Raw genomic sequence first — 23,894 nt, 5'->3', positions numbered from 1 at the left:
CTATCCGTCCAGCATCGTGGTGCCCCGGCTGGCGATCCGCGGATGCCCGTCTGAGCGGGTCACGATGAGGTCCTCGCGCTGCACGATCAGGCTCGAGCCGTAGTCGTAGGAGGCGGTGAGCGACACCGTGGCGCTCCCGTTTGGCAGCACAGTCGTGGTCACGTCGGAGAGGGTGATGTCGTCAAGCCCCTCAGCGATCGCTGGATCGACTGAGGCACTGGGAAGCATCAGCTTCTGGGCGGCGGGGAGACCGTCGGCCTGCAGGGTCGAGTACCAATCGCGCACGAGTTGCTCGGCCTGCTTGGCCGTGACGGGGGTTCCCTCTGGGGCCGAGGAGTCGCTGTGCTCGCGGCTCGTCGTCGGCCCGCCGAGCCCGGTGGCCCCTGTCGCGATCGTGTAGACGAGCCATCCGAGAAGGATGGTTAGGAGGATGCCCAGCACCCACGCCATCACCCGGCTGGTGGACTGACGACGCCGTGCCGGTGGACGTGGGCCGGGTGGCCGCCGGATCGGCGAGGGGGAGCGGGTGGGTGGGGCCGGGGTTGACGACGCCGGACTAGGGGCGGGGGCGGCGACTTGCTGCTCACGGGTGCGCCCCACTGGTGACTGCGCCTGCGTCGCCGCGCCTCGCCATACCTGGGCAGCAGCAGGCAGTCCGGGGGCGGCGGTGTCCCCGGTCGATGAAGCGGTGCCGTTGATCCGGTCCAGAGCGTGCGCAGCCTGCTCGGCAGTCCACCTCCGCGCAGGGTCGCCGTCCAGCATGCCAGCGAGCACGGGGGTGAGCGGGCCTGCCTGCTGCGGCTCGCGGGGTTCCTCACGGACGATGGTATGCAGCTGGGCGACGGCGTTGGCCGCGTCGGGGAACGGTCTGCGACCCTCGACCGCGGCGTAGAGGGTGGCGCCCAGGGCCCAGACGTCGGTAGCTGGGCTCGGGCCCTCCCCCTGGGCCAGCTCGGGGGAGAAGTAGGCAGCGGTGCCCGACACCATGCCGGTCCGGGTCAGCTGGTGGTCGTCCTCGGCGCGGGCGATCCCGAAGTCGGTGAGCTTGGCGGTGCGGCCGCTCGGATCGGTGAGGAGCACGTTGGCCGGCTTCACGTCGCGGTGCAGGATCCCGGCCCGGTGGGCGGCTGCCAGTGCCCGAGCGACCTGGGCGCCGATGAGCGCGACCTGGGACGGCGGCAGCGACCGGCCGTCCTCCAGGAGAGCGGCGAGCGAGGGGCCAGGGACGTATTCCATGACGATCCACGGCGCGCCCTCGAACTCGAACGCGTCGTAGACCCGCACCACGTGGTCGTGGGCCAGCGCGGCACTCGTGCGGGCCTCCCGCAGTCCGCGTGTCACCAAGATCTCAGCGTCGGCCTCGCCGGCGACCTTCTTCAGCGCGACCTTGCGCCCGAGGTGCTGGTCGAGCGCGAGCCAGACGATGCCGCCGCCACCGCGTCCCAGGACGTGCTGGATCTGGTAGCGCCCGGCGATGACGCCAGGATCATCGCCGACGGGAGAGGGGGTGGTGGTCTGCGGCATCGCTGGGCTCAGGGCTGGACCGTGATGGGGTCGCCGTTGCGCAGCGCGGTGAAGAGGTCGGCAGCACTCTTCTCGTTCCACAGCACGGTGCTGCCGACGTTGGTCCGATAGTCCACGTTGGATATGGGGACCGTGATCGAGTGTCCTTTGCCGTTGGCGACCGCACGCATCGCCAGTGCGATCCGGGTCATCTCCAGCATCGAGGTGTCTTCGCCCCTGGCGAGGGCGCTGCCGGTCGCGGTGCCGACCTGGTGGAGGGAGTAGGGGTTGAGGATGGTGCTCGGGCGGGCCATCTTGGTGACCAGGGCGGAGAGGAAGGCACGCTGCCGTTCGACGCGGCCGAGGTCGCCTCGCCTGTCGCTATAACGCATCCGGACGTAACCGAGGGCATCCGGGCCGGTGAGGTCCTGGCAGCCGGCGGGCAGGTCGATGTGTGCCTTCTCGTCCTTGATCGGCGCGTCGAGGCACAGGTTGACGCCGTCCACCTTGTCCACGACGCCGACGAACCCGCCGAAGCCGATCTCGAGGTAGCCGTTGATCCGCAACCCGGTGGCCTGCTCGACGGTGTCCACGAGAAGGGCTGGACCGCCAAGGGAGTGGGCCGAGTTGAGCTTGTTGGCTCCGTGGTCGCGGACGTTCACATAGGAGTCTCGGGGGAGGCTGACGAGGGTTGGCTCGCCCATGGTGGGCACATGCAGCAACATGACCGTGTCAGCGCGTGAGCCCTCGGTGTAGCCCGTCCCGAAGGTGTCCTGCTGCTCCGCGGTGAGCTGGTCGCGACTGTCCGTCCCGACCAGGAGGTAGGACTCTCCGGCCCCGCCGCTGGGCCGGTCTGCGACGTTGGGGGTGGAGTCGATGGTGGCGATGCTGCCCCAGATCTGGGCGAAGACGATGATCATCGCGACCACGTAGGCGATCACTGCCATGGCGAGCAGCGCGAAGAACCGGCGCAGCCGGTAGCGGCGGCGGCGTCGCGGCGTGCGTGGTGGCGGACCAGCGCGCCGACTGCGCTGATCTGGCGCAGGGGCATAGCGGGAAGGGCGATGCTCGGCGCGGTAGCCGTCCGGTGACTCGTCGTAGCTGTCGTAGTCGTCGTACTGGTCAGGCCGACTGCCGTCGTCGTAGCGGCGGTCCGCACGCTCCTGGCGCGGGATGCGCTCGGTGGCGTCCTCACGCCAGCTGTCCCGGCCTTGGGGCTCGCGGGAGCGCCGATCCGGGCGGGTGGTGCGGGGGATCGGTCGGGTCCAGTCATCCTCAGGGCGGTGCGGCACGACGCACCAGACTAGGCCAGTCTCCTGGCTAACTGCTGGAAGCGGCGCGCTGCTGACCTGGATCCGCAGACCCGCGGGTAATCTCAGCCGGGTGAGCACTTCTGCCGACCCCTCGACATACCAGCCTGTGTCGGTGATCATGCCTATCCTCAACGAGGAGCACCACCTCGCCGCAGCGGTAGGTTCTGTGCTGGCCCAGGACTACCCGGGGCCGGTCGAGGTCGCCATCGCGATCGGCCCGGGCACGGACCGTACGCACGAGGTGGCGGAGGCGCTGGCGGCCGCGGACGACCGTGTGCTGGTCGTCGAGAACCCGACCGGCCGCACCCCGGACGGGCTCAATGCCGCAATTGCCGCCTCCACGCACGACATCGTGGTCCGGATGGACGGTCACGGCGCGCTGTCCGAGGGCTACATCCGACGCGCCGCCGAGATCCTCCAGGAGACGGGCGCGGCGAACGTCGGCGGTCTCATGCTTGCCGAGGGGCTGGGCGACCTGCAGCAGGCCGTCGCAGTGGCGATGCGCTCACCGCTGGGGATCGGCGCCGCGAAGTTTCACACCGGAGGCGCGGCCGGCCCGGCCGAGACCGTCTATCTGGGGGTCTTTCGCCGGGAGTGGCTCGACCGTGTCGGGGGCTACGACCCATCATTTAGCCGTGCGCAGGACTGGGAGCTCAACCATCGGATCCGTGAAGCCGGTGGGCTGGTCTGGTTCGACCCCAGCCTGACGGTGACCTACCGCCCGCGCTCGACCTGGCGCGACCTGGCCCGGCAGTTCTACACCACGGGTCAGTGGCGTCGTCAGGTGATGAGACGGCATCCGGAGACGGCGAGCGCGCGCTATCTTGCTCCGCCGGCCGCGGTGCTGGTGCTGGCAGCGGGGATCGTCGGCGGCTTCTTGTGGCGGCCGCTGTGGACGCTGCCGAGCGGGTATGCGGTGGCCGTGGTGGTGGGCGGCCTGTGGATCGCTCGGGCCGAGCGGCCGGGAGTGATGACCCGGATGCCAGCCGTCCTCGCGACCATGCATCTGACCTGGGGCGCTGGATTCCTTCGCGGCACCAACGCCCGCGGCTGATCGGCCGGTCAGGCCCGATCAGCCGTTCAGACCTGGGCCGTGGGGTCCGTCTCGGTGGTGTCGTCGTCCACGGCGATGGTCAGCGGTGCGCCGGTCTTGGCCACGACCTCGTCCACGGTGACCCCGGGCGCGACCTCACGCAGCACCAGACCCTGCGGTGTGACGTCGATGACCGCGAGGTCGGTGATGATGCGTTGCACGACCTTCAGTCCGGTGATCGGCAGGTCGCATTCCTGCAGGATCTTCAAACTTCCGTCTTTGGCGACGTGATCCATCAGCACGACTACCTTCTTGGCGCCGAGCACCAGGTCCATCGCACCGCCCATCCCCTTGACCATCTTGCCCGGGATCATCCAGTTAGCGATGTCGCCGTCCTGAGAGACCTGCATCGCGCCCAGGATCGCCGCGTCGATCTTGCCGCCACGGATCATCCCGAAGCTGGTCGCCGAGTCGAAGATGCTGGCGCCCTTGCGTAGGGTCACCGTCTCCTTGCCAGCGTTGATCAGGTCGGGATGCTCGTCGCCCTCGTAGGGGTAGGGGCCGACACCAAGGATGCCGTTCTCGCTCTGGAGCACGAGCTCGATGTCGTCTGGGACGTAGTTCGGCACGAGCGTCGGCATCCCGATGCCAAGGTTGACGTAGTCGCCGTCCTTGAGCTCGGCGGCGGCGCGTGCCGCCATCTCCTCACGGGTCAGAGCCATGATCAAGCCTCCTTGGTGGTCGGGCGGGGTCGCGTGGTCCGCTTCTCGATGTCCTTGGCGGCCACTTGCTCTGGCGTGAGCGCGAGCACCCGCTGCACGTAGATCCCGGGCAGGTGGACCTCGTCGGGGTCCAGGTCGCCAGGCTCGACGAGCTCCTCGACCTCGGCTACGGCGATGTTGGCCGCCATCGCACACAACGGGTTGAAGTTGCGCGCCGACTGGTGGAAGACGAGGTTGCCGTGCCGGTCACCCTTCTTGGCGTGGATGAGACCGAAGTCGGCAAAGATCGACTCCTCGAGCACGTAGTCGCGGGTGACGTCGCGCACCGTGTAGGAACGCTTTTCCTTCGGCTCGGAGGTCTTGATGACGTTGCCCTCGGTGTCATAGAGCCAGGGCAGGCCCCCCTCGGAGACCTGGGAGCCGACACCGGTGGGGGTGTAGAAGGCCGGGATGCCGGCGCCGGCCGAGCGCATCTTCTCGGCGAGGGTGCCCTGAGGGGTGAGCTCGACCTCGAGCTCACCGGAGAGGTACTGGCGGGCGAACTCCTTGTTCTCCCCGACATAGGAGGCGATCACGCGCGAGATGCGTCGCCCGTTGAGAAGTAGCCCGAGCCCGGCCCCGTCGACGCCACAGTTGTTGGAGACGACCTGGAGGCCGGTGGCGCCTTGCCTCAGGACCTCCTCGATCAGCACGGTCGGGATGCCGGAGAGTCCGAACCCACCGACGGTGACGGTCATGCCGTCGGTGAGCCCCGCGACGGCCTCGGCTGCAGAGGTGACGACTTTGTCCATGCTCGTGAGGATACCGTCCGGCACCCGGGCGGTCAGGACGTGGTCTGCTCGGGGGCCTGGTTGGTCGCCAGCGCAAAGCTGACGCCCTCGGACGCGAGCCGATCCTGGTCCTGACTCACGTCGGCCCCGTCCTCATGGTCGCTACGGACGATGACGACTGATCCGTCCGCGGCGAGCACCTGGAGCACCTGACGCAGGAAGAGGCCGGGATCGGTGGTGGTGATGAGGGCCCGCGAGCCGGTCGGGACCGGCGGCAGTTCGTCCAGCAGCTCGGCATAGCTGATCCGCTCGCCCTGGTCGACCAGGGCCGTGTCCTCCTCGGTCACGTCGTCCCAAGCGGTGAAGTCATCGGCATAGCTGGAAAGTTCGGCCGCCTCGTCGACGATGCCGGAGCGCAGTTCCTCACCGAAGGAGCGTGCGAGGGCGGGCAGAGCTACCGCGACGACCTCGTCGCAGTCCTCCGCGAGCTCGCTGTCCGGGTCGGTGGTGACGAGGACGTCGGCTCCCTCATGGGTGTCGACGGTCAGCGTCGCGCCGACGGACCACACCGCCAGGGCCCAGTAGACGAGTCGCCAGTGGGGGCCGGGGAGGTCCACCAGGACCACGGAGCCAGGCTGCACGTCCAACCCCTCCTGGAGGGCGTTGGCCGCCTTGCAGACCCAGGTGCGCAGCACCCGGCGAGAGAGCTCGATGCGCTCGCCCCCGCCACCGGTGGTGTCGTCGTAGAAGGTGATGGCGGGCCGGGTCGCATCGGCGGCAACCGCTTTGGCGAGCACCTGGTCTGGGAAAGGCACGGACCCACGCTAGCCGGTGCGGGGGCCCACCCTTGCGCACGGGCTGGCAGCAGTGCACAGTGGCGCGGTGACCAACGATGGACAGCGCCGAGGTGCGGCAGCACGGCAGAGGGTCCTGCGGACCCCCTGGTCGGTGGACCTGTCGGCGACCTGGGGCGTGCTTCGGCGGGGGGCGGGCGACCCGGCCTGGGTCCAGTCCGCGGGCGCCCTCTGGCGGGGGATCAGGACGCCAGAGGGTCCAGCGACGTTGAGGACCGTGGTGCGGCCGGCCGAGCGACTGGTGCTCGCGCAGAGCTGGGGGCCGGGTGCGTCTTGGGTGCTGGAGAAGCTGCCTCCGATGCTGGGTTCCCAGGACGTGGGAGCTGCCGGCTTTGAGGGTGGTCACCCGGTGGTCGAGAGGGCCCGGCGTCAGCACCCCGGGTGGAGAATCCCGCGGACAGGTCTCGTCCTGGAGTCGCTCGTGCCCGCGATTATCGAGCAGAAGGTCACTGGTCAGGAGGCCTTCGGTGGCTGGCGCAGAGTCGTCCGACGCTTCGGCGAGCCCGCTCCAGGGCCAGGGGCGGCCTTGGGGTTGCATGTCCCTCCGTCGGCCGACGCGTTGCGTGCCATCCCGTCCTGGGAGTGGCTCCGGGCCGGGGTGACACCGCAGCGCGCCGACACCGTGATGAGGGTGGCCGCCCACGCCGACCGCCTGGAGGAGATCACCACCCTGGACCTGCTCGCCGCGCGGCGCCGCCTGCTCGCCATCCCGGGGGTCGGCGTGTGGACCGCCGCCGAGACCGCGCATCGGGCACTCGGGGACGCCGACGCGGTGAGTTTCGGCGACTATCACGTCGCAGCCAACATCGGCTGGGCGCTGACCGGGCACCCCGTGGACGATCAGGTGCTCGTCGACCTGCTGCGGCCATGGGCGGGCCAGCGCTACCGCGTCCAGCGCTACCTCGAGCTCGCCGGCGCCCGGCGCCCAAGACGCGGTCCTCGGCTGTCCCCGCGTCAGCACGTCCCCGTCGCACGCGCTCGCTGAGCGGACTCGTGGCGGGGGCGACCGTTCGGTCGGTCAGGCGATGCGCACCTTGGCCGTGACGGACTCCCCGGCCAGCGCTACTTCTAGCCGAGCCGCGACCCGACCTGCGAGGAGAGGCGAGGCAGAGCTCACGGCATAACCGCCAGAGACTCCGCCGAGGACGTGCGCATCTTCGTGCCCCAGCAGGGCTAGTCGGACCGCGCGAGCGCCACGGAGTTCGTCCGCCTCCGGCGTCACCGACGGAATGCCTACGTGCCTCGCTTCTGCGCTGCCGGGCGGTGCGCCCAGAGCGGCGCGCACGGCCTCGCGGTGGCCGAGTGCGAACCAGTCAGCGGGCCCCGTCCGGACCAGCGAGCGCGCGCCCGCGGCCGTGTCGTTGGTCACCAAGCCGCCGAGACCGCGCACGAGAGCCGCCCCAACCCCACCGGTCTTGCCCTTGACCAGGTCGGCGGCGGCTGCCACCTCGTCGGCCACCGCTCGCGAAGTCACCGCCAACGGGCGTCCGTCGGCGTCCGTCGCGCCGCGGAGGTCGTCGACAACCCGCACGCCGTGCGCGCCGAGGGCGAAGTCCGTCTGGCCCAGACGCCACGGGCGCCCCGCAGTGTCGCTGATCACCAGGCCGAAGGCCGTGTCGGGGGAGTGCGAGGCGAGGGCATCGTGCAGATCGCGCGCGGCACCGTCGGGGTCGGACGGCAAGGCCAGCACGCCGCCCCCGGCGCCCGTGTTGGACGCGTCCAGCCCCGCGGCGGCCATCACCGGGCCAGCGACGGACTCGACGATGCTCGTTGTCCCCTGCGGGGTGCTGCGCTCGGCCACGATGCGGTGGGTATGGCGATGCACCAGGTCCTCCCGCGCGGTGCCTTCGGGGGCGCGGAGGCCGAGCGCCTTGGACACCACCTTGCTGGAGACGACGAGGAGATCGCCGTCGTGCAGGCCGCCCACGATGTCCAGCTCGCTGATCAGCAGCGCGGCGAGGTCGGCGCCGGTGGTGATCTCCGGCAGACCCGCGAGGGGCAGGATCGTGACGGCGCCTGCGGGCAGAGGCTTCGGTGCCGGCGGGCTCACCGGAGCTGCTCGGCCAGGTCGAGCGCGGCCCCGGCGATCCGCGCGGCGCCGTCGAGGTCTCGCATGAGCAGGTCGAGGTGCCGGACCGTCACGCCGGCCGGGTAGGAAGCGGAGGCATCGGCGTCGTCGACCAACCAGCCACGCAGGAAGTCGTCATAGAGTCCGGCGACCCCGGCCGCCGACACCTCTACTCCCAGGGGGGCCAGGCAGGCGTCAGCATGGCCGCGGACGGGGTGACCGCCGATGAGTGGGCTCACCCCGATGATCGGGGCACGGGCACCGCGTAGGGCGTCCCGCACGCCGGGGACGCCGAGGATGATGCCGATCGAGACGACCGGGTTGCTCGGTGGCAGCACCACCACGTCGGCGCCACGGATCGCCTCGAGCACGCCCGGGGCAGGGGTGGCCTGCCCGAGTCCGGCCACGGTAAAACGGTGCGCCAGGACGGCTGCGCGCTCCTTGACCCACCACTCCTGGAAGTGGATTGCCCGCTCCTGCCCGTCGTCGCCGCCGATCACGACGTGGGTCTCGATCGGCGTGTCCGTGACCGGAAGCAGCACGACCCCCTGGTCCGGCAGTCCCCACCGGGACGCGAGCCGTGCGGTGACCTGGCTCAGCGAGAGGCCCTGCCCGAGCCAGAGGCTGCGGGCCACGTGCGTGGCGAGGTCCTTGTCGCCCAGGCCGAACCATTGCGGTTGGACGCCCAGAGCGCCCAGCTCTCCCATCAGCTCGTGGGTGTCTGCGGCCCGCCCCCACCCCTGGTCCTCGTCGACTCCCCCGCCCAGCGTGTAGAGCAATGAGTCCAGGTCGGGGCAGACGCGGAGACCGAAGATCGTGATGTCGTCGCCGGTGTTGCCGATCACGGTGACGGTGTCAGGTGCGCTCTCAGCACCCCCCGAAACCCCGTCGACCCCTGCTGCGGATCTCCGCTGGCGCAGGGCGAGGAGGAGTCCTCGGACGAATCTGGCGCCCCCGACGCCACCGGACAGGACAGTGATCTGCATACCCCCATTGTGAGAGTTGGGGAGGCAATAGCAGATCAGGGGTTGACTCTTGGGGATGACACGCGTGTAATTCTCTTGACGTAACCTTTCGTCCGAGGGCAGCTCGGGTGAGAGAACTGAAGAGAACCCGTGTAGGCCTAGGTCGAGGAGGAGCCATGCACGAGCGAGAAATGTTGGCGTTGCTGAAGGGCATCGATGAGGTTGAAGAGCCTTCCTGGCAGGAGCGGGCCCTGTGCGCGCAGACTGACCCGGAGGCCTTCTTTCCAGAAAAGGGTGGTTCGACCCGCGACGCGAAGAAAGTCTGCGTCTCCTGCGAGGTGCGGGCCGAGTGCCTGGACTATGCGCTCGCCAATGACGAGCGCTTCGGGATCTGGGGTGGACTGTCCGAGCGGGAGCGGCGCAAGCTGAAGAAGCGCGCTGTCTGACTCGGTGACGGTCAGACCAACCAATTCTGACGCGCCCGGTGACCCCGGGCCGCGACCGGGATCAATGCCCCCCGCGCGGTCGAGCGTCGGCGACGTCACCGTCGTCGTCCTCGCCCACCCCGGGACATCCCCGGACTCCCTCGGCCACCTCCTCGACGCGATAGTTGCCCAGACCCTTGCTCCGCAACGCCTGCTGATCTGCGGCCTCGACCCGCAGGACCACGAGTTCGTCGACGCTCGGACGGAGCTGCCGGTCGTGCACCGCCCCACCCCCCCTGGGGCAGCAGCGGCCGACGGCGAGCCGCAACTGTGGCGGGTCTTGGACGACGCGCGGGCGGAGCTCCCGGTGCACGAGAACCACTGGCTCTGGCTGCTGCACGACGACAGCAGACCGGATCCGAGGGCGCTCGAGGCGCTTGCCGCGGCGGTGCGACGCACCAGCCGGGTCGGCCTGGTCGGGCCCAAGCTGGTCCGCGCTGACGATCCCCGTCTGCTGATCGGCGTGGGGCAGCACATCACCCCCGCCGGACGTGCCGTCGACCAGCGTGCAGCCGCCCTGGTCGACCAGGGCCAGCTCGACCTTCGCCAGGATGTCCTCGGCGCACCACTCGCCGGCGTCCTGGTCCGCAGCGACGTGCTCGCCGACGTCGGCGGACTGGATCCCAATTTTGGCTCCGACGGGGTAGAGGGCCTCGACCTGGGGTGGCGGATTCACCTGCACGGCGAACGCGTCGTGGTGGCTCCGGACGCCGTGGTCGCCCAGGGGCCCGTCGGGTTGGGGGTCACCCACCCGCGCCGCACCCGGATCCGGCTCCGCCAGCTCGCGTTGGCACGCAGCTCACTGCTGGCCAGTATCTGGCGCGCGCTCGGCGTGCTCGTCACGAGCTCCCTGGCGGCCGTGCTCCTGCTCCTGGTCAAGCGGACCCATGAGGCGGCGGACGAGTGGGCCGACGTGCGCGCGGTGTTCGCGCCCTTGCGCGGATGGCGTGCCAGGTGGCGCTTCCGCCCGCATCGCCGGGTCAGTCCCGCGGACCTCGGCGTCCTCTTCGTCCCCCGGTCCGCGGGCCTACGGTCGACGGTGGAGACCCTCGGAGAGGCTCTCGACCCACGATCGGTCGACGCTTCCCGAAACCGGGCTGCCGCGGGGACCGCCCGGCAAGGGACCGAGGCTGGGCCCGTGTCCGAGGAGTTCTCCGACCTTGGCCAACCGGCGGCGCGGCCATCGCGCTGGAGCTGGCCGTTGGCGCTGGCCGCGCTGGCGACCGTGGTGCTCACCACCTACCACTGGTGGCCGCTGCTGGGCGCACTTCGCCCAGGATCGAGCGGCGTCGCCGGCGGTGAGCTCGGAGCAGCGTCCGCGGATGCCGCAGGGCTGTGGCGCTCCGCCCTGGACGGCTGGCGCGGCGGTGGGCTCGGGCATGCCGGGAGCGCAGAGGCGTGGTTGGTGCCCGCGTCCGCGCTCACCCGTGCCGTGGAGCTCCTCCCCGGCGGCGCCACCGGCACCGCGACGGCTGGGGTGGCACTGAGCCTGGTGCTGGCGCTCGCGGCACCGTTGAGCGTCCTCACCGCCTATCTGGGGTTGCGCCGGGCAACCCGCCGCCGCTGGCTGCGCGCAGTGCTCGCGCTCGGCTGGGCAGGGGCCCTCCCGCTCACCGCGGCCGTCTCGACGGGACGCGTCGGGCCGGTCGTCGTGCACGTGCTCGCGCCGCTGCTGGTGGCCGGCTATGCCGTGTCCAGCGACTCTGCACCGAGCACTCGGCGCACCGCGGCCACCTTTGCGACTGTGCTGGGGATAGCCGTCGCCGCGCAATGGGTGCCGCTCGTCCTCGTGGCGGCGAGCCTCGCCGGGCTGTTGCTGGTCGTCGGCGGCCGTGCTCGCGCCCGCTGGCGCGGCCTGGCCCTGGCCCTCCTGCCCTGGCTGCTCATGCTCCCGTGGCTCCCGGTGCTCTGGTCCGCGCCGAGCCGGTTGCTCGGCGGAGCCGGTGCCACGCTGGCTGGCGACGGGCTCCCCGCGGCGGCCAGCGCGTGGCAGATGATGCTGCTCAATGCCGGTATGCCGTTCGATCCCGGGAGCTGGGCGGCGTTCCCGCTGTGGCTGAGCGTGCCGATCTGGCTCGCGGCGCTGGGTGCCCTCCTGTTGCCCAAAGCGGCGGGTCGACGCGCCGGGGTCCTGGTAGGCGGCGCACTGCTCACCCTCGGCCTGGCGTTCGTCGCTCCGCGCATCGGGCTGGGGGAGCTACCGGCCGGCCACCCCCAGGCGGGGGCGAGCGTGACCGCGTGGCCGGGCACCATCCTCTCGCTCACCGCAGCTGCGCTCCTGATCGCAGCCGCGCTCCTGCTCGAGCACCTGCTGGTCACGTCCGACGCTGGACGCGCCGCAGCGGCAGCCGGGACCGTTCGGTCACCACGGGCCAGGGCCACCACGACGCTGGCCTGGGCGTCCTGTGGCGTCCTTTCGCTCGCGGCGGTGGTGGGTCTGACGTGGAGCATGGTCGCACCCGGACTATCTATCCCCGGTGCAATGGACACGCGGCTCTCTAGAGCGGTCGCGCCCCTGCCGGCCGTTGCCGCCGAGCAGGCACGTGGCCCACTGGCTCTGCGAACGCTCATCCTGGAGCCCTCCGTGCCAGCCGACACCGTGGGCGGCGACAGCGAGGCTGCCCACCTCGTCAGCGCCGATCTGGTCGGGGTCGAGCCGGAGCCCGCCCGCATCCTGCGCGACCTCGCCTGGGAGGTGAGCGGAGCCCATGCTGACCCGGCGCCGGTCGCTGCGGCGGTCTCGACGATGACCGGCGAGGGCACGCCGGCCGAGGCGTTGGCACAACTACAGGCGCTGGGGGTCGGGTATGTCGAGGTGCGGGCGGAGGAGTCGGACCCCCTGGTGACCGTGGTGGACAGACTGCCCGGCATGACGCGCGTGAGCAGTCCAGCAGACCGGGTGCTCTGGCGGATGCTCGACAACGAGCACGCGAGGGTCCAGGTCCTGGCCGCAGATGGGGTGGTCCTCGATCACCTTCGGGTCACCGGAGCGCATGGGACCTCGGTGGGCCGGGTCGAGGACCTGCCAGCAGGTGCGGTGCTCAGTGCGTCCGAGGGCCAGGGTTGGGCGTCAGAGGTCACCGTCCTGGTCGACGGGGCGTCCGTCCCGGTGGTCCAGGACGGCACGGCAGCGCTGCCGGGCGGCAGCCACGAGGTTGAGGTCGTGCTCCGGACTCCGGCGTTGCCGTGGCACCTGCTCGCACTCGCGCTGGCCGTGGTGATCGCGTTCCTGGCGCTGCCTTTCGGCCGCAGCGAGTCGGAGGAGAAGGCATCGTGAGTGGCGAGGAGCAGATGGACCACCCGATGGGTGAGCCTGTGGTCGAGACCGTGGACGAGCCGTTGGTTGAGACGACGGTTGAGCTTCTGAACGAGGCGATGGACGACGCGCAGGTCGAAGGAACGGCGGAGTGGCAGACGCCTCGTCATCCTGGTCTGTGGCGGCTGGTCCTGATCGGTGCCGCCGCCGCTGGTCTGGTGCTCGCCGCCCAGTTCGTCGACGGCGTGGTGCACCTGCCCTTGGGCTCGGCGGCTCAGGGCGTGGTCGCGACCGATGAGGCTGCCGTGTCCGCAGCGTCACCGTGGGTGACCTCCGCTTCGGTCGGGTGCCCGGGGCAGTACCTCGGCGTGGCCGACGATGCGGCGCGGGCGCAGGTCGGTCTGATGGCTGCTACCGCGCCGACGGAGGTGATCGATGACCCCGGGGGCGGAGGCACCCCTGTAGGCAGTGCGTCGCTGCACCTCACGAGAGGTGGCGAGCGCGACGTCGCCGCTGATCCGGTGGAGCTGGAGGTCGACGACCCTTCCGGCGCGTGGCTGCAGGCTGAAGGCAGGCGTGCCGCCGGCGCCGTTGCGAGCCAGGTCGCTCTCTCGACCGAGCCTGGCGGGCGTGGGCTCAGTGTGGCCGCCTGCACCGGTGCCCAGGAGGTCCAGTGGCTGGTCGGTGGCAGCGGAGAGCCCGGACGCAGCGAGCAACTGGTGCTCGTCAACCCCGGCGCCGACGCCGTCACGGCCACCGTGAGCATCTGGGGGGCGGACGGTCCGGTCACCATGACCGGGGGGGGCGGGATCGTCGTCCCCCCACACGGCCAGGTTGTCCAACTGGTCGACGGCTTTGCCCCAGCTGTCGAGTCGCCGGTGATCCGAGTCGAGGCCGGTGGCGGACCCGTGGTGGCCCATCTCGGTGTGCTCTCGCGGGACGGGACTACCGACCTTGGCTCCGAGATTGTCACGAACGCAGCCGAACCCAGCACCGACCTGGTGCTGCCCGCTCTGCCGCGCGAGGGCACCGACGAGGACGAGGGGGCAGAGAGCGGCCCGGTCACGGTTCGTCTGGTCGCCCCGGGTGATCAGCCGGCCGTCGTCGACCTCACCGCGCTCACCAAGGACGGCGCGCAACGACTCTCCTCGCACGTGACCAGGATCCCGGCGGGACACACGGTCGACGTCGTGCTCGATGACCTCCCGGCGGGCGTGAACGCCCTGCGCATCCGTTCTGACGTCCCGGTCACGGCAGGGGCTCAGAGCCAGTTCCTGCCCAGGAGCAAGACCGCCGTCGTCGTCAAAGGCGAAGCGGCGACCAAGGACGTCAAAGACAGCACCAAGAAGACGACCAAGCCACCCGCCAAGGACACCGGCACCAGCACCTCAGGCCCGACCCAGGCAGAGCCTCTGGTGCACCCCGCGGGCGACCTCGCGTGGGTGGCGGCCAGCGCGCTCCATACTGGTCCCGTCGGCATCGCCATCCCTGACCTGAGCGGGCTGCCAGGTGCCGAGCTGACGCTCGCCGTGACGGCCGTCGACGCGGTCGACGCCCGGCTGGTCTGGTTGCGGGCGGACGGCACCACCTTCACCGACGACCTGGACCGGATCCCCAACGACTCGACACGCACGATCGTGGTGCCGGCAGCGGCGCGCGCTGTCTGGGTCATGCCGGAGGGGACGGCCGGCGTCGCGGCGGCCCTGCACGTGGTGGGGGCAGACGACCTCGGCCCCTTCGCCGCCTCGACGACCCTGCCCGGGGTGCCGTGGACTCGCGTCGTCACGCAGGTCCAGGTGCGCACGCCCTAGCGGTGGTCGGCGCTCGCCCGGCTCACAGCAGGTCGTCCGGATCCCGGCCGAGCATCCGGGCGATCTGCTCCGCGAGAACCTCGTGGACGACCGCGGCCAGATCCGCATCGTCGAGGGCGCGCTGCGTGAGAGGTCGGCGGTAGACGACCAACCGGGCCGGCAGGTTGCGTTCGGCCGGGAAGAGTCGACCCAACGCCACCCCGTGCTCCCAGGGCGCCGGGTCAGAGGGCGGGACATCTTCCACCGCGAGCTCGACGCCGAGCTCGTGCCCCAGTTTGCGTTCGATGGCCTCTGCCGCGTCGAGGACCAGCTCGTCAAACTTGGCGCTGCGCGAGATCATCACCGGCAACGCTGGCCACGCCAGCGGCCCCCTCATCCCACGACCGTGCCGGTCCCGTCTGGTGCCCACGATCCCTGACCCTAACGGCCGCTCAGGCGGGACGTGTCGTGGAGTGCTGGCGTCGGGCGGGCACGAACGCGTGCGGGAGAGAGCGGCGATGGCTTGGCCGCTGCGCGTGGTTCCACGGGTTTGACGGTCAGGGCGCCTACAGTGCTGTGTTGTGACCGTCTCTCGTCAGTGCTCCAAGATCGCGTGCTCCCGACCCGCGACGTCGACTCTGACCTATGTCTACGCCGAGCAGACCGCGGTCCTGGGACCGTTGGCCACCTACGCAGAGCCGCACTCCTACGACCTGTGCGAGACCCACGCGACCAAGTTGACGGCGCCGCGCGGCTGGGACGTCGTCCGGCTCGAGCTGCCTGAGGGTCAGGCCCGTCCCCCTTCGGACGATCTGGCCGCGCTCGCCGATGCGGTGCGTGAGCACCGGGGTCGCAGAGCCGTCGCCCAGGCCGAACCGGCCCGTGACGAGCACCGCGGGGCCAACGTCATCGAGATCACCCGGCGCGGGCATCTGCGCGTGCTGCGCGACGGCTGACCCCGCCGCGTCCCCGGCTCGTTAGTCTTGACTCTCGTGACCGCCGCCCGACTCGCCGACTTCGTCAAGGCCTATGACGTGCGTGGTCTGGTGCCCGAGCAATTTAACGCCGAGGTGGCGTCCGCGCTGGGCTCGGCCTTCGCCCAGGTCGTCGTGCTCCCCGAGGGGGAGACCGGCATCGTCATCGGTCACGACATGCGACCTTCCTCTCCGGAGCTGTCCCAGGCCTTCGCGGCCGCTGCGGCCGCCCACGGCCTGGACGTCACCATGATCGGGCTGTGCAGCACCGACGGCCTCTACTACGCCAGCGGAGTGCTGCAGCGGCCAGGCGCGATGTTCACCGCGAGCCACAACCCGGCAAACTACAACGGCATCAAACTCTGCCGTGCCGGGGCGCGGCCCGTGGGCGTGGACTCCGGCCTGGCGGAGGTGCGCGATCTGGCCCAGTGGATCCTGGATCGAGGTGCGGCCCATGACGGGCTCCGCTCGACGGCCCCGGCGGCAGGCGCGATCACGCAGGCAGACCTGCTCACCGACTACGCGTCCTACCTGCACTCCCTCGTCGATCTGCGCGATATCCGGCCCCTCACCGTGGTCGTCGACGCCGGCAACGGGATGGCCGGGCACACCGTCCCGGCAGTGCTGGGCGAGGCAGCGTGCCTCCCGCTGAGGGTGATCCCGCTCTACTTCGAGCTGGACGGCTCCTTCCCCAACCACGAGGCCAACCCGCTCGAACCGGCGAACCTGCGTGACCTGCAGGCTGCGGTCCTGCAGCACGACGCCGACCTGGGGCTCGCCTTCGACGGCGACGCCGACCGGTGCTTCGTCATCGACGAGCGCGGACTGCCGGTGAGCTCGAGCGCGCTGACGGCCCTCGTGGCGGCCCGCGAGATCGCCAGGGACGTGGCTTCTGGCACCTCGCCCGCGGACATCGCTGTCGTCCACAACCTGATCTGCTCGCGGGCCGTGCGTGAGACGATCGAAGAGCTCGGCGCGCGGCCTGTGCGCACCCGCGTCGGGCACTCCTACATCAAGGCGCAGATGGCCGAGCACGAGGCCGTCTTCGGGGGAGAGCACTCGGGGCACTACTACTTCCGCGACTTCTGGTTTGCCGACACCGGCATGCTCGCCGCGTTGCACGTGCTGGCGGCCCTCGGCGAACAGCCTCGACCGCTCTCGGAGCTGGTCGGCCGCTACCAGCGCTACGACGCCTCCGGCGAGATCAACTCCACGGTCGCCGACGTGATCGAGGCGACCGAGCGTGTCCGCAGGTGGGCGCAGCAGCAAGGGGCGACCGCGGACACCCTCGACGGGCTGACCATGACCCATGAGGCCACGCGGACCACCCCCATGTGGTGGTTCTCCCTGCGGCCTAGCAACACCGAACCGCTGCTCCGGCTCAATGTCGAAGCGGCCGATCCGTCCACGATGGAACAGGTCCGGGACACCGTCCTGGCGCTGGTCCGACAGGAGGCCACCTGATGGCACGTCCACAGTTCGAACCCTGGGTCCGGGAGATCCTGCGCTGCCCCGTCGGCGGTCACCGGCTCGTCGACGTCGTCGACGAGCAGGACGCACCTGCCCTGCAGTGCGCCGAGGACTGCGGTGGGCCCGGCCAGCGGCGCCGCTACCCGATCCAGGACGGCATCCCCGTGCTGCTCGCCGACGACGCGCTCGTCGTCACGGTCTGAGGGCGCTGCCGTGGCGCCCTACATCGACGACGCGCTGCTCGACGACCCGGACGAACTGACTCGCAAGGACTCTCAGGGGACGCTCCGGGCGCTCGCGACCAGCGGCGCGCAGGTCCGGGAGGCGCTCACCCTGGGCGCCGAGGCCGGCATCGACCGCCTCGCCGATCAGGACCGCCCCCGTTCGGTGCTGGTGGCAGCGGTCGGAGGGTCCTCGATCGTGGCAGACGTGCTGGAGCTGCTGGCCGAGCCCGGCTCACCGGTGCCGGTGCAGGCCCGTCGCAACCTGCCGATGCCCGGCTGGGTCGGACCGATGGACCTCGTGGTCGCCGTCTCGCTGTCCGGTCGTGCCCCCGGGCCGCTCGCGGTGGCGGCCGAAGCCGCGCGTCGCGGCGCCTCGCTCCTGACCGTCGGAGCGGACGACTCACCGCTGGCGGAGGTATGCCGTCGCGCCAGGGGGATCCACGTCGGCATCGGCCAGACCGCTCGGGCGAGTTCGCGGACGTCGCTGTGGACATTGCTCACCCCGGTCCTGGTCGGAGCTGCTCGGCTGGGGTTGCTGCCGGCCACTGACGCGGTGCTGGAGCAGGTCGCAGACCGCCTCGACGAGCGAGCCGCGGAGCTGCGACCCTCCTCCGCCGCGTTCGTCAACCCGGCCAAGCTGCTCGCCGTCCAGCTTGCCGAGACCGTTCCGGTCGTCCTTGGGGATGGCCCGCTGGGCGGGGTCGCCGCCGCCCGGGCCAGCGCGATGCTCGCCCGGACTGCCCGCATCCCCGCGCCCTACGGTGAGCTGCCGGACGCGGCGAGCACCATCGTGGCGTGCTTCGACGGCCCCTACACCTCCATTGGTGGGCGCCGGGCCGGCACCTACGACGATTCGCGCATCCGGCTCGGCGACATCGACACCAGCGGCTGGGAGCCGCACCACTTCGACGAGCCGGACGGCGAGCTGCTGGAGCGGCCCCACGACCCCGACGGCGGCCGGGAGGTCTTTGCTGATCCCTACCGCGAGGGTCCGAGGTCACCGCAGCTGGGGCTGCTCATGCTGAGGGACGCGCCGGCGCAGACTCCCAGCCCCGAGACGATCCGGGCGGAGTCTGTCGTCGAGGCCGTGCTGACCACCGCGCGGGAGGCGGGGGTCAAGGTGATGGAGGTGCGCGCTGGCGCGGGTGCCCCCGTCGTGCGACTCGCGGACCACATCGCGATGGTCGACTTCACCGCGACCTATCTGGCGATCGGGCTCGGTCTCGACCCTTCGATCAGTCCGCACGTGGCAGACCTGCGCGACCGCACCCGCTGACCGGGCGGTCGCTCCTGCCGCGGAGGGGTGGACGTGGGAGACTCGCAGACGTGAGCAACGACGCCATGCAGCACGACGATGAGACCGACACCATCACTGGCCACGGCCGGGCGATCCGCGATGTGGAGGCGGGGATCGAGCGCGATTTCGGCAAGAACCTCTCCTACTCGCAGTACCTCGACCTGCCGACCCTGCTCTCCGCCCAGCACCCCCGCGCCGTGCCCCCGCGCCACGACGAGATGCTGTTCATCATCCAGCACCACACCTCTGAGCTCTGGCTCAAGCTGATGCTGCACGAGCTGGACTCGGCCCGGGCCCTGATCGCCTCCGACCAGATCCACCCCGCGCTCAAGCGGATCGCCAGGATCAAGCACATCCAGCACTGCCTCACCGACCAGTGGACGGTGCTGGCCACCCTCACCCCTAGCGAGTACGCGCAGTTCCGCAGCTTCCTCGCGACCGGTTCCGGATTCCAGTCCTGGCAGTACCGCGCCGTCGAGTTTTCCCTCGGCAACAAGAACCCCGACATGCTCCGCGTCTTCGCCCACGACCCAGAGGTGCACGCGCACTTGGAGCGGCTGCTGCACGAGCCGAGCCTCTACGACGAGGTGCTCCGCTTCCTCGCGCGTGCCGGCCATCCGGTGCCAAAGGAGGTTCTCGAGCGTGACGTCACCGCGCCCTACGAGGGCAACCAGGGCGTCGTCGACGTCTTCGCCGCCATCTACGACGCTCCTCTGGAGCACTGGCTGGAGTACGAGATCGCCGAAGAGTTGGTCGACGTCGAGGACAACTTCCAGGTATGGCGATTCCGGCACCTCAAGACCGTGGAGCGCATCATCGGCTCCAAGCGGGGCACGGGAGGCAGTTCGGGCGTCCCCTTCCTGCGACGTGCGCTCGACCTGACCTTCTTTCCTGAGTTGTATGACGTACGCAGCCGGATCCAGGACGTCACGGCGCAGGGCTACCACGGGGGAGAGGGCGCATGAGCACCGTGAGCCCTACGCGCGCCGACGCCCTTGCGCTGGACGCCGCAGACCCGCTCGGTGCGTTCACCAGCCGCTTCGAGAAGGCCGAGGGCGTCGTCGCCTATTTCGACGGCAACTCACTGGGTCGACCGGTGGCCGGCACGCCCGAGGCGTTGGCCAACTTCGTCCGCGGAGAGTGGGGCACCCGGCTGATCCGCCGGTGGGACGAGTCGTGGATGAGGTGGCCAGAAGAGCTGGGTGACCTCGTCGGCAAGACGGCGCTGGGCGCGGCGTGCGGACAGACAGTCGTGGCGGACTCCACGACCGTGCTCCTCTACAAGCTCCTGCGGGCGCTCGCCGATCACCAGTTGCTGATGGACCCGCGGCGGACCGAGATCGTGGTCGACACCGACAACTTCCCGACGGACCGCTATGTGGCCGAAGGCGTTGCAGCAGAGCGCGGGATGACGTTGCGCTGGATCGAGACCGACACGGCCACGGGCGTGACGACCCAGCAGGTCGCCGACGTCGTGGGACCGCGCACCGCTGTCGTCCTGCTCTCCCACGTCTCCTACCGTTCCGCGTGGATCGCCGATGCGCAGACCATCACCAAAGTCGTCCACCGGGCCGGCGCAATGGTGCTGTGGGACACCTCGCACTCGGTCGGGTCGATCCCGATCTGTGCCGACGCGTGGGGCTGGGACGCCGCGGTCGGCTGCGCCTACAAATACCTGAACGGCGGCCCAGGCGCGCCCGCGCACGCCTACCTCGCCGGCCGGCTACACGGCATACCCACCCTGAGCCAGCCGATCCAGGGCTGGATGGGACGGCGTGACCCCTTCCTCATGGAGCAGGGCTATCGACCCGAGGCGGGCGTCCGCTCGCTGGTCAGCGGGACCCCGCCGATCATCTCCATGGTGCCCGTCCGCCTGGGTGTGCAACTGCTCGCGGAGGCCGGGATCAAGGCGGTCCGCGCGAAGTCGCTGCGTCTGACCGACCTGGCCTGGGCGATCGTCGAGTCGTGGCCGGCCGACCTCGGTGTGCAGGTCGCCAGCCCTCGGGAGCACCTGCGTCGAGGGGGCCACCTCACGCTGCGGCACGAGGGCTTCGACGAGATCGTGCACCGGCTGTGGCGACGTGGTGTGATCCCCGATTTCCGGCGCCCCGACGGCCTGCGGATCGGGCTCTCGCCGCTGTCGACGACGTTCGCCGAGGTGTGGGACGGGCTGGCCGTGGTCCGGGAGGAGTTGGCCAGGCACTAGCGTTCGGTGGATGAGCACCAGCACCCACTTTGACCTCGTGATCCTTGGCAGCGGCTCGGGCAACAGCCTCCTCACCCCGGATTTGCAGGACCGACGCGTCGCTATCGTGGACGAGGGCGTCTTTGGCGGCACCTGCCTCAACGTCGGCTGCATCCCGACCAAGATGTTCGTGTATGCCGCACAGGTCGCCGACACGATCCGGTCGGCTGGCCGCTTCGGCATCGACGCAAGTCTCGATGGGGTGCGCTGGCGCGACATCCGGGACCGGATCTTCGATCGCATCGACCCGATCAGCGCAGGCGGTCGTGACTACCGGGTCAACTCCGAGCACACGGAGGTGTTCCTGGGGCACGGCGAGTTCGTCGGCGACCGCGCCCTCGAGATCGAGATCACCCGGCCCGGTGGCCGGCACGAGGTCGGGTCCATCCATCGGATCACGGCGGACCAGGTGGTCATCGCGACGGGCTCGCGCCCTAAGGTGCCGCAGGTCGTGCTCGATGCCGGGGTGCCCTTCCACACCTCCGACACGGTCATGCGGATGGACGAGCTGCCCACGAGCATGGTCATCGTCGGCGGGGGCGTCATCGCCGCGGAGTTCGCGCACATCTTCTCTGCGCTCGGCGTCCGGGTCAGCATCCTGTCCCGTTCCGTCCACATGCTGCGAGGCATCGATGAGGAGATCGCGAAGGCCTTCACCGACCTGGCCAGCGAGCAGTGGGATCTGCATACCGACGCCGCGCCCGAGGCGGTGCGCGCGGGAGGTGACGGTGTCGAGCTCGACCTGCCGGACGGGACGACGGTGACCGGTGAGCTGCTGCTGGTCGCCACCGGTCGGCAGCCCAACAGCGACCGGCTGGGCCTGGAGCACACGGCGGTGCGCGTGCATGAGGATGGGCGGGTCGTCGTCGACGAGCGCGGCCGGACGCAGGCCCCCGGCGTGTGGGCACTGGGCGACGCCAGCTCGCCTTGGCAGCTCAAGCACGTCGCCAACCACGAGGCGAGGATCGTGGCCCACAACCTCGCGCACCCCGAGGACCTGCGCGCTGCGGATCACCGCTACGTCCCGGCCGCCTTCTTCAGCCAGCCGCAGGTGGCCACGGTGGGTCTGAGCGAGGAAGAGGCGCACGCGCAGGGGTATGCGGTCACCACCAAGGTGCAGAAGTACGGCGACACGGCCTACGGCTGGGCGATGGAGGACACGACGGGCCTGTTCAAGGTGGTCGCGGACCGGCGTACTGGTGCGCTGCTGGGCGCCCACGTCATGGGCCCGCAGGCGTCCAGCCTGATCCAGCCGGTGATTCAGGCGCTGAGCCTGATGCCGCACCCCGTCCTCCCTCATGAGCTGGCTCGAGGTCAGTACTGGATCCACCCTGCCCTGTCGGAGGTGCTGGAGAATGCGCTGCTGGGACTGGAGGTGCCGGACGAGGACGAGGTCTGACCCCACCGACACGTACCATGAGGCGCATGTCTGACGTCGCGACTTCCGATCGCCTGCACGACTTCAAGGTCGCCGACCTTTCCTTGGCCGAGCAGGGACGCCACCAGATCCGGCTGGCGGAGTACGAGATGCCCGGCCTGATGACCCTGCGCGAGCGCTTCGCGGGAGCGCAACCGCTGGCCGGGGCGCGGATCGCGGGATCGTTGCACATGACTGTGCAGACGGCGGTGCTCATCGAGACCCTGGTAGCCCTGGGTGCGCAGGTGCGCTGGGCCTCGTGCAACATCTTCTCCACCCAGGATGAGGCCGCGGCTGCGGTCGCGGTCGGCCCGAACGGCACGCCCGAGGACCCGCAGGGGGTGCCGGTGTTCGCCTGGAAGGGTGAGTCGCTGGAGGAGTACTGGTGGTGCACCACCCAGATCATGCAGTGGCCTGGGGAGGGGCCGACCATGATCCTCGACGACGGCGGCGACGCCACCATGCTTGTCCTGAACGGCCGAGAGTGGGAGCAGCAGGGCGCCGTGCCCAGCCCGGAGCCGGAAGACACGCAGGAGTGGAAGGTCTTCCTGGAGACGGTTCGGGCAGGGCTGGCGCAGCACCCGGACCGGTTCACCCAGGTCTCCGAGGGACTGCGGGGCGTGAGCGAGGAGACGACGACCGGCGTGCACCGCCTCTACCAGCTAGCGGAGGCTGGTGGCCTGCTCTTCCCGGCCATCAACGTCAACGACTCGGTGACCAAGTCCAAGTTCGACAACACCTATGGCTGCCGGCACAGCCTCATCGACGGTCTCAACCGCGCCACCGACGTCCTGATCGGCGGCAAGGTCGCCGTCGTCTGCGGCTTCGGCGACGTCGGCAAGGGCTGTGCCGAAGCCCTGCGCGGTCAGGGCGCCCGCGTCATCGTGACCGAGATCGACCCGATCTGCGCACTGCAGGCCGCGATGGAGGGCTATCAGGTTGCTCGCCTCGACGACGTGGTCGGCCAGGCTGACTTCGTCATCACGGCGACCGGCTGCAAGGACGTCGTCACTGCCGATCACCTGCTGAGCCTGAAGGACAAGGCGATCGTCGGCAACATCGGCCACTTCGACAACGAGATCGACCTGGCGGGTCTGGCCCGAGTGCCGGGCGTGGTCCGCACCGAGATCAAACCACAGGTGCACGAGTGGACGCTGCCAACGGGTGCGGGGGCCGCATCCGGCTCGAAACGGTCGATCATCGTGCTCTCCGAGGGTCGGTTGCTCAACCTCGGCAATGCCACCGGTCACCCCAGTTTCGTGATGTCGACCAGCTTCGCCAACCAGGTGCTGGCGCAGATCGAGCTCTTTACCCGTCCTGACGCCTACCCTGTGGGGGTGCACACCCTGCCCAAGGCACTCGACGAAGAGGTTGCGCGACTGCACCTCGAGTCGGTCGCGGCGGAGTTGACCGAGCTCTCCAAGGAGCAGGCCGAGTACCTCGGTGTGGACGTGGCCGGCCCCTATAAGCCGGACTTCTACCGCTACTGAACAAGGACGCTCAGGAGG

At 70.3% G+C, this 23,894-nt stretch carries 21 protein-coding genes; 13 read left to right on the top strand and 8 right to left on the bottom strand.

Annotation, left to right across the window (positions count from 1 at the left end; translation table 11 throughout):
* Together Q4P07_RS05485 and Q4P07_RS05480 are read right to left on the bottom strand one after the other, a co-directional pair.
* Entirely contained in the window at nt 1-1,524 is a 1,524-nt protein-coding gene (locus Q4P07_RS05485) for a serine/threonine-protein kinase (RefSeq protein ID WP_303373890.1), read from the bottom strand.
* Nucleotides 1,525-1,532: 8 nt separating this feature from the next.
* Nucleotides 1,533-2,936, bottom strand: a complete 1,404-nt coding sequence (locus tag Q4P07_RS05480) for an LCP family protein (RefSeq protein WP_303373889.1) — start codon at nt 2,934-2,936, stop codon at nt 1,533-1,535.
* Between Q4P07_RS05480 and Q4P07_RS05475 the strand changes: the two genes are divergently transcribed.
* Complete coding sequence (locus Q4P07_RS05475; protein WP_303373900.1) at nt 2,935-3,870, top strand: glycosyltransferase family 2 protein; 936 nt, start codon at nt 2,935-2,937, stop codon at nt 3,868-3,870. The genes Q4P07_RS05480 and Q4P07_RS05475 overlap by 2 nt on opposite strands.
* Before the next feature lie 26 nt (nt 3,871-3,896).
* Here the strand turns inward: Q4P07_RS05475 and Q4P07_RS05470 are convergent, their stop codons facing one another.
* Genes Q4P07_RS05470 through Q4P07_RS05460 form a run of 3 tightly spaced genes read right to left on the bottom strand, consistent with a single transcriptional unit; the run spans nt 3,897 to nt 6,156 of the window.
* Entirely contained in the window at nt 3,897-4,571 is a 675-nt protein-coding gene (locus Q4P07_RS05470) for a 3-oxoacid CoA-transferase subunit B (protein WP_303373888.1), read from the bottom strand.
* A 2-nt stretch (nt 4,572-4,573) separates the two neighbouring features.
* Nucleotides 4,574-5,362, bottom strand: a complete 789-nt coding sequence (locus tag Q4P07_RS05465; RefSeq protein WP_303373887.1) for a CoA transferase subunit A — start codon at nt 5,360-5,362, stop codon at nt 4,574-4,576.
* 32 nt (nt 5,363-5,394) lie between these two features.
* Nucleotides 5,395-6,156, bottom strand: coding sequence for a TIGR03089 family protein (locus tag Q4P07_RS05460; protein WP_303373886.1), 762 nt, complete (start codon nt 6,154-6,156; stop codon nt 5,395-5,397).
* A gap of 67 nt (nt 6,157-6,223) precedes the next feature.
* Here Q4P07_RS05460 and Q4P07_RS05455 point away from each other — a divergent pair, with 67 nt between their 5' ends.
* The gene (locus Q4P07_RS05455; RefSeq protein WP_303373885.1) at nt 6,224-7,180 is read left to right on the top strand and encodes a DNA-3-methyladenine glycosylase; all 957 of its coding nucleotides are present in this window, start codon (nt 6,224-6,226) and stop codon (nt 7,178-7,180) included.
* A 33-nt stretch (nt 7,181-7,213) separates the two neighbouring features.
* Here the strand turns inward: Q4P07_RS05455 and Q4P07_RS05450 are convergent, their stop codons facing one another.
* Together Q4P07_RS05450 and cofD are read right to left on the bottom strand one after the other, a co-directional pair.
* A complete protein-coding gene (locus tag Q4P07_RS05450) occupies nt 7,214-8,245 on the bottom strand; it encodes a coenzyme F420-0:L-glutamate ligase (RefSeq protein ID WP_303373884.1) in 1,032 nt (343 codons plus the stop codon).
* A complete protein-coding gene (gene cofD / locus Q4P07_RS05445; protein ID WP_303373883.1) occupies nt 8,242-9,249 on the bottom strand; it encodes a 2-phospho-L-lactate transferase in 1,008 nt (335 codons plus the stop codon). Before cofD ends, Q4P07_RS05450 begins: the two co-directional genes overlap by 4 nt.
* Nucleotides 9,250-9,419: 170 nt before the next feature.
* Between cofD and Q4P07_RS05440 the strand changes: the two genes are divergently transcribed.
* The 3 genes from Q4P07_RS05440 (at nt 9,420) to Q4P07_RS05430 (ending at nt 14,780) form a co-directional block, all read left to right on the top strand.
* Nucleotides 9,420-9,674 (top strand): WhiB family transcriptional regulator, encoded by a 255-nt coding sequence (locus Q4P07_RS05440; RefSeq protein WP_303373899.1) that lies wholly within the window; start codon nt 9,420-9,422, stop codon nt 9,672-9,674.
* A 64-nt stretch (nt 9,675-9,738) separates the two neighbouring features.
* The gene (locus Q4P07_RS05435) at nt 9,739-12,990 is read left to right on the top strand and encodes a glycosyltransferase (protein ID WP_303373882.1); all 3,252 of its coding nucleotides are present in this window, start codon (nt 9,739-9,741) and stop codon (nt 12,988-12,990) included.
* Nucleotides 12,987-14,780, top strand: a complete 1,794-nt coding sequence (locus tag Q4P07_RS05430; protein WP_303373881.1) for a DUF5719 family protein — start codon at nt 12,987-12,989, stop codon at nt 14,778-14,780. The genes Q4P07_RS05435 and Q4P07_RS05430 overlap by 4 nt, the downstream gene beginning before the upstream one ends.
* Before the next feature lie 22 nt (nt 14,781-14,802).
* Here Q4P07_RS05430 and Q4P07_RS05425 read toward each other — a convergent pair whose 3' ends face one another.
* Nucleotides 14,803-15,156: a metallopeptidase family protein gene (locus Q4P07_RS05425; RefSeq protein ID WP_303373880.1), complete on the bottom strand. Its 354-nt coding sequence runs from the start codon at nt 15,154-15,156 to the stop codon at nt 14,803-14,805.
* Between the two features lie 184 nt (nt 15,157-15,340).
* On the opposite strand from Q4P07_RS05425, the gene Q4P07_RS05420 reads away from it, so the two are divergent.
* From Q4P07_RS05420 to ahcY, 8 genes are all read left to right on the top strand, one after another.
* Nucleotides 15,341-15,715 carry a DUF3499 domain-containing protein gene (locus Q4P07_RS05420; RefSeq protein WP_303373879.1) on the top strand — a complete coding sequence of 125 codons (375 nt, stop codon included), beginning with the start codon at nt 15,341-15,343 and terminating at the stop codon, nt 15,713-15,715.
* A 36-nt stretch (nt 15,716-15,751) separates the two neighbouring features.
* The gene (locus Q4P07_RS05415; protein ID WP_303373878.1) at nt 15,752-17,197 is read left to right on the top strand and encodes a phosphomannomutase/phosphoglucomutase; all 1,446 of its coding nucleotides are present in this window, start codon (nt 15,752-15,754) and stop codon (nt 17,195-17,197) included.
* Entirely contained in the window at nt 17,197-17,406 is a 210-nt protein-coding gene (locus Q4P07_RS05410; protein WP_303373877.1) for a Trm112 family protein, read from the top strand. Before Q4P07_RS05415 ends, Q4P07_RS05410 begins: the two co-directional genes overlap by 1 nt.
* Before the next feature lie 10 nt (nt 17,407-17,416).
* Nucleotides 17,417-18,703 (top strand): SIS domain-containing protein, encoded by a 1,287-nt coding sequence (locus Q4P07_RS05405; protein WP_303373876.1) that lies wholly within the window; start codon nt 17,417-17,419, stop codon nt 18,701-18,703.
* A gap of 65 nt (nt 18,704-18,768) precedes the next feature.
* A complete protein-coding gene (locus Q4P07_RS05400) occupies nt 18,769-19,689 on the top strand; it encodes a tryptophan 2,3-dioxygenase (protein ID WP_303373898.1) in 921 nt (306 codons plus the stop codon).
* Complete coding sequence (locus Q4P07_RS05395) at nt 19,686-20,930, top strand: kynureninase (RefSeq protein WP_303373875.1); 1,245 nt, start codon at nt 19,686-19,688, stop codon at nt 20,928-20,930. Before Q4P07_RS05400 ends, Q4P07_RS05395 begins: the two co-directional genes overlap by 4 nt.
* Before the next feature lie 10 nt (nt 20,931-20,940).
* Entirely contained in the window at nt 20,941-22,368 is a 1,428-nt protein-coding gene (locus Q4P07_RS05390; protein WP_303373874.1) for a mycothione reductase, read from the top strand.
* 26 nt (nt 22,369-22,394) lie between these two features.
* Complete coding sequence (ahcY, locus tag Q4P07_RS05385) at nt 22,395-23,876, top strand: adenosylhomocysteinase (protein WP_303373873.1); 1,482 nt, start codon at nt 22,395-22,397, stop codon at nt 23,874-23,876.
* Nucleotides 23,877-23,894 lie beyond the last annotated feature (18 nt).

This window comes from Ornithinimicrobium sp. (assembly GCF_030537745.1).
In the GTDB taxonomy this organism is placed as follows: domain Bacteria; phylum Actinomycetota; class Actinomycetes; order Actinomycetales; family Dermatophilaceae; genus Ornithinicoccus.
The sequence above is the reverse complement of the archived record's forward strand: the minus strand, read 5'-3'. Positions and strand labels throughout refer to the sequence as shown.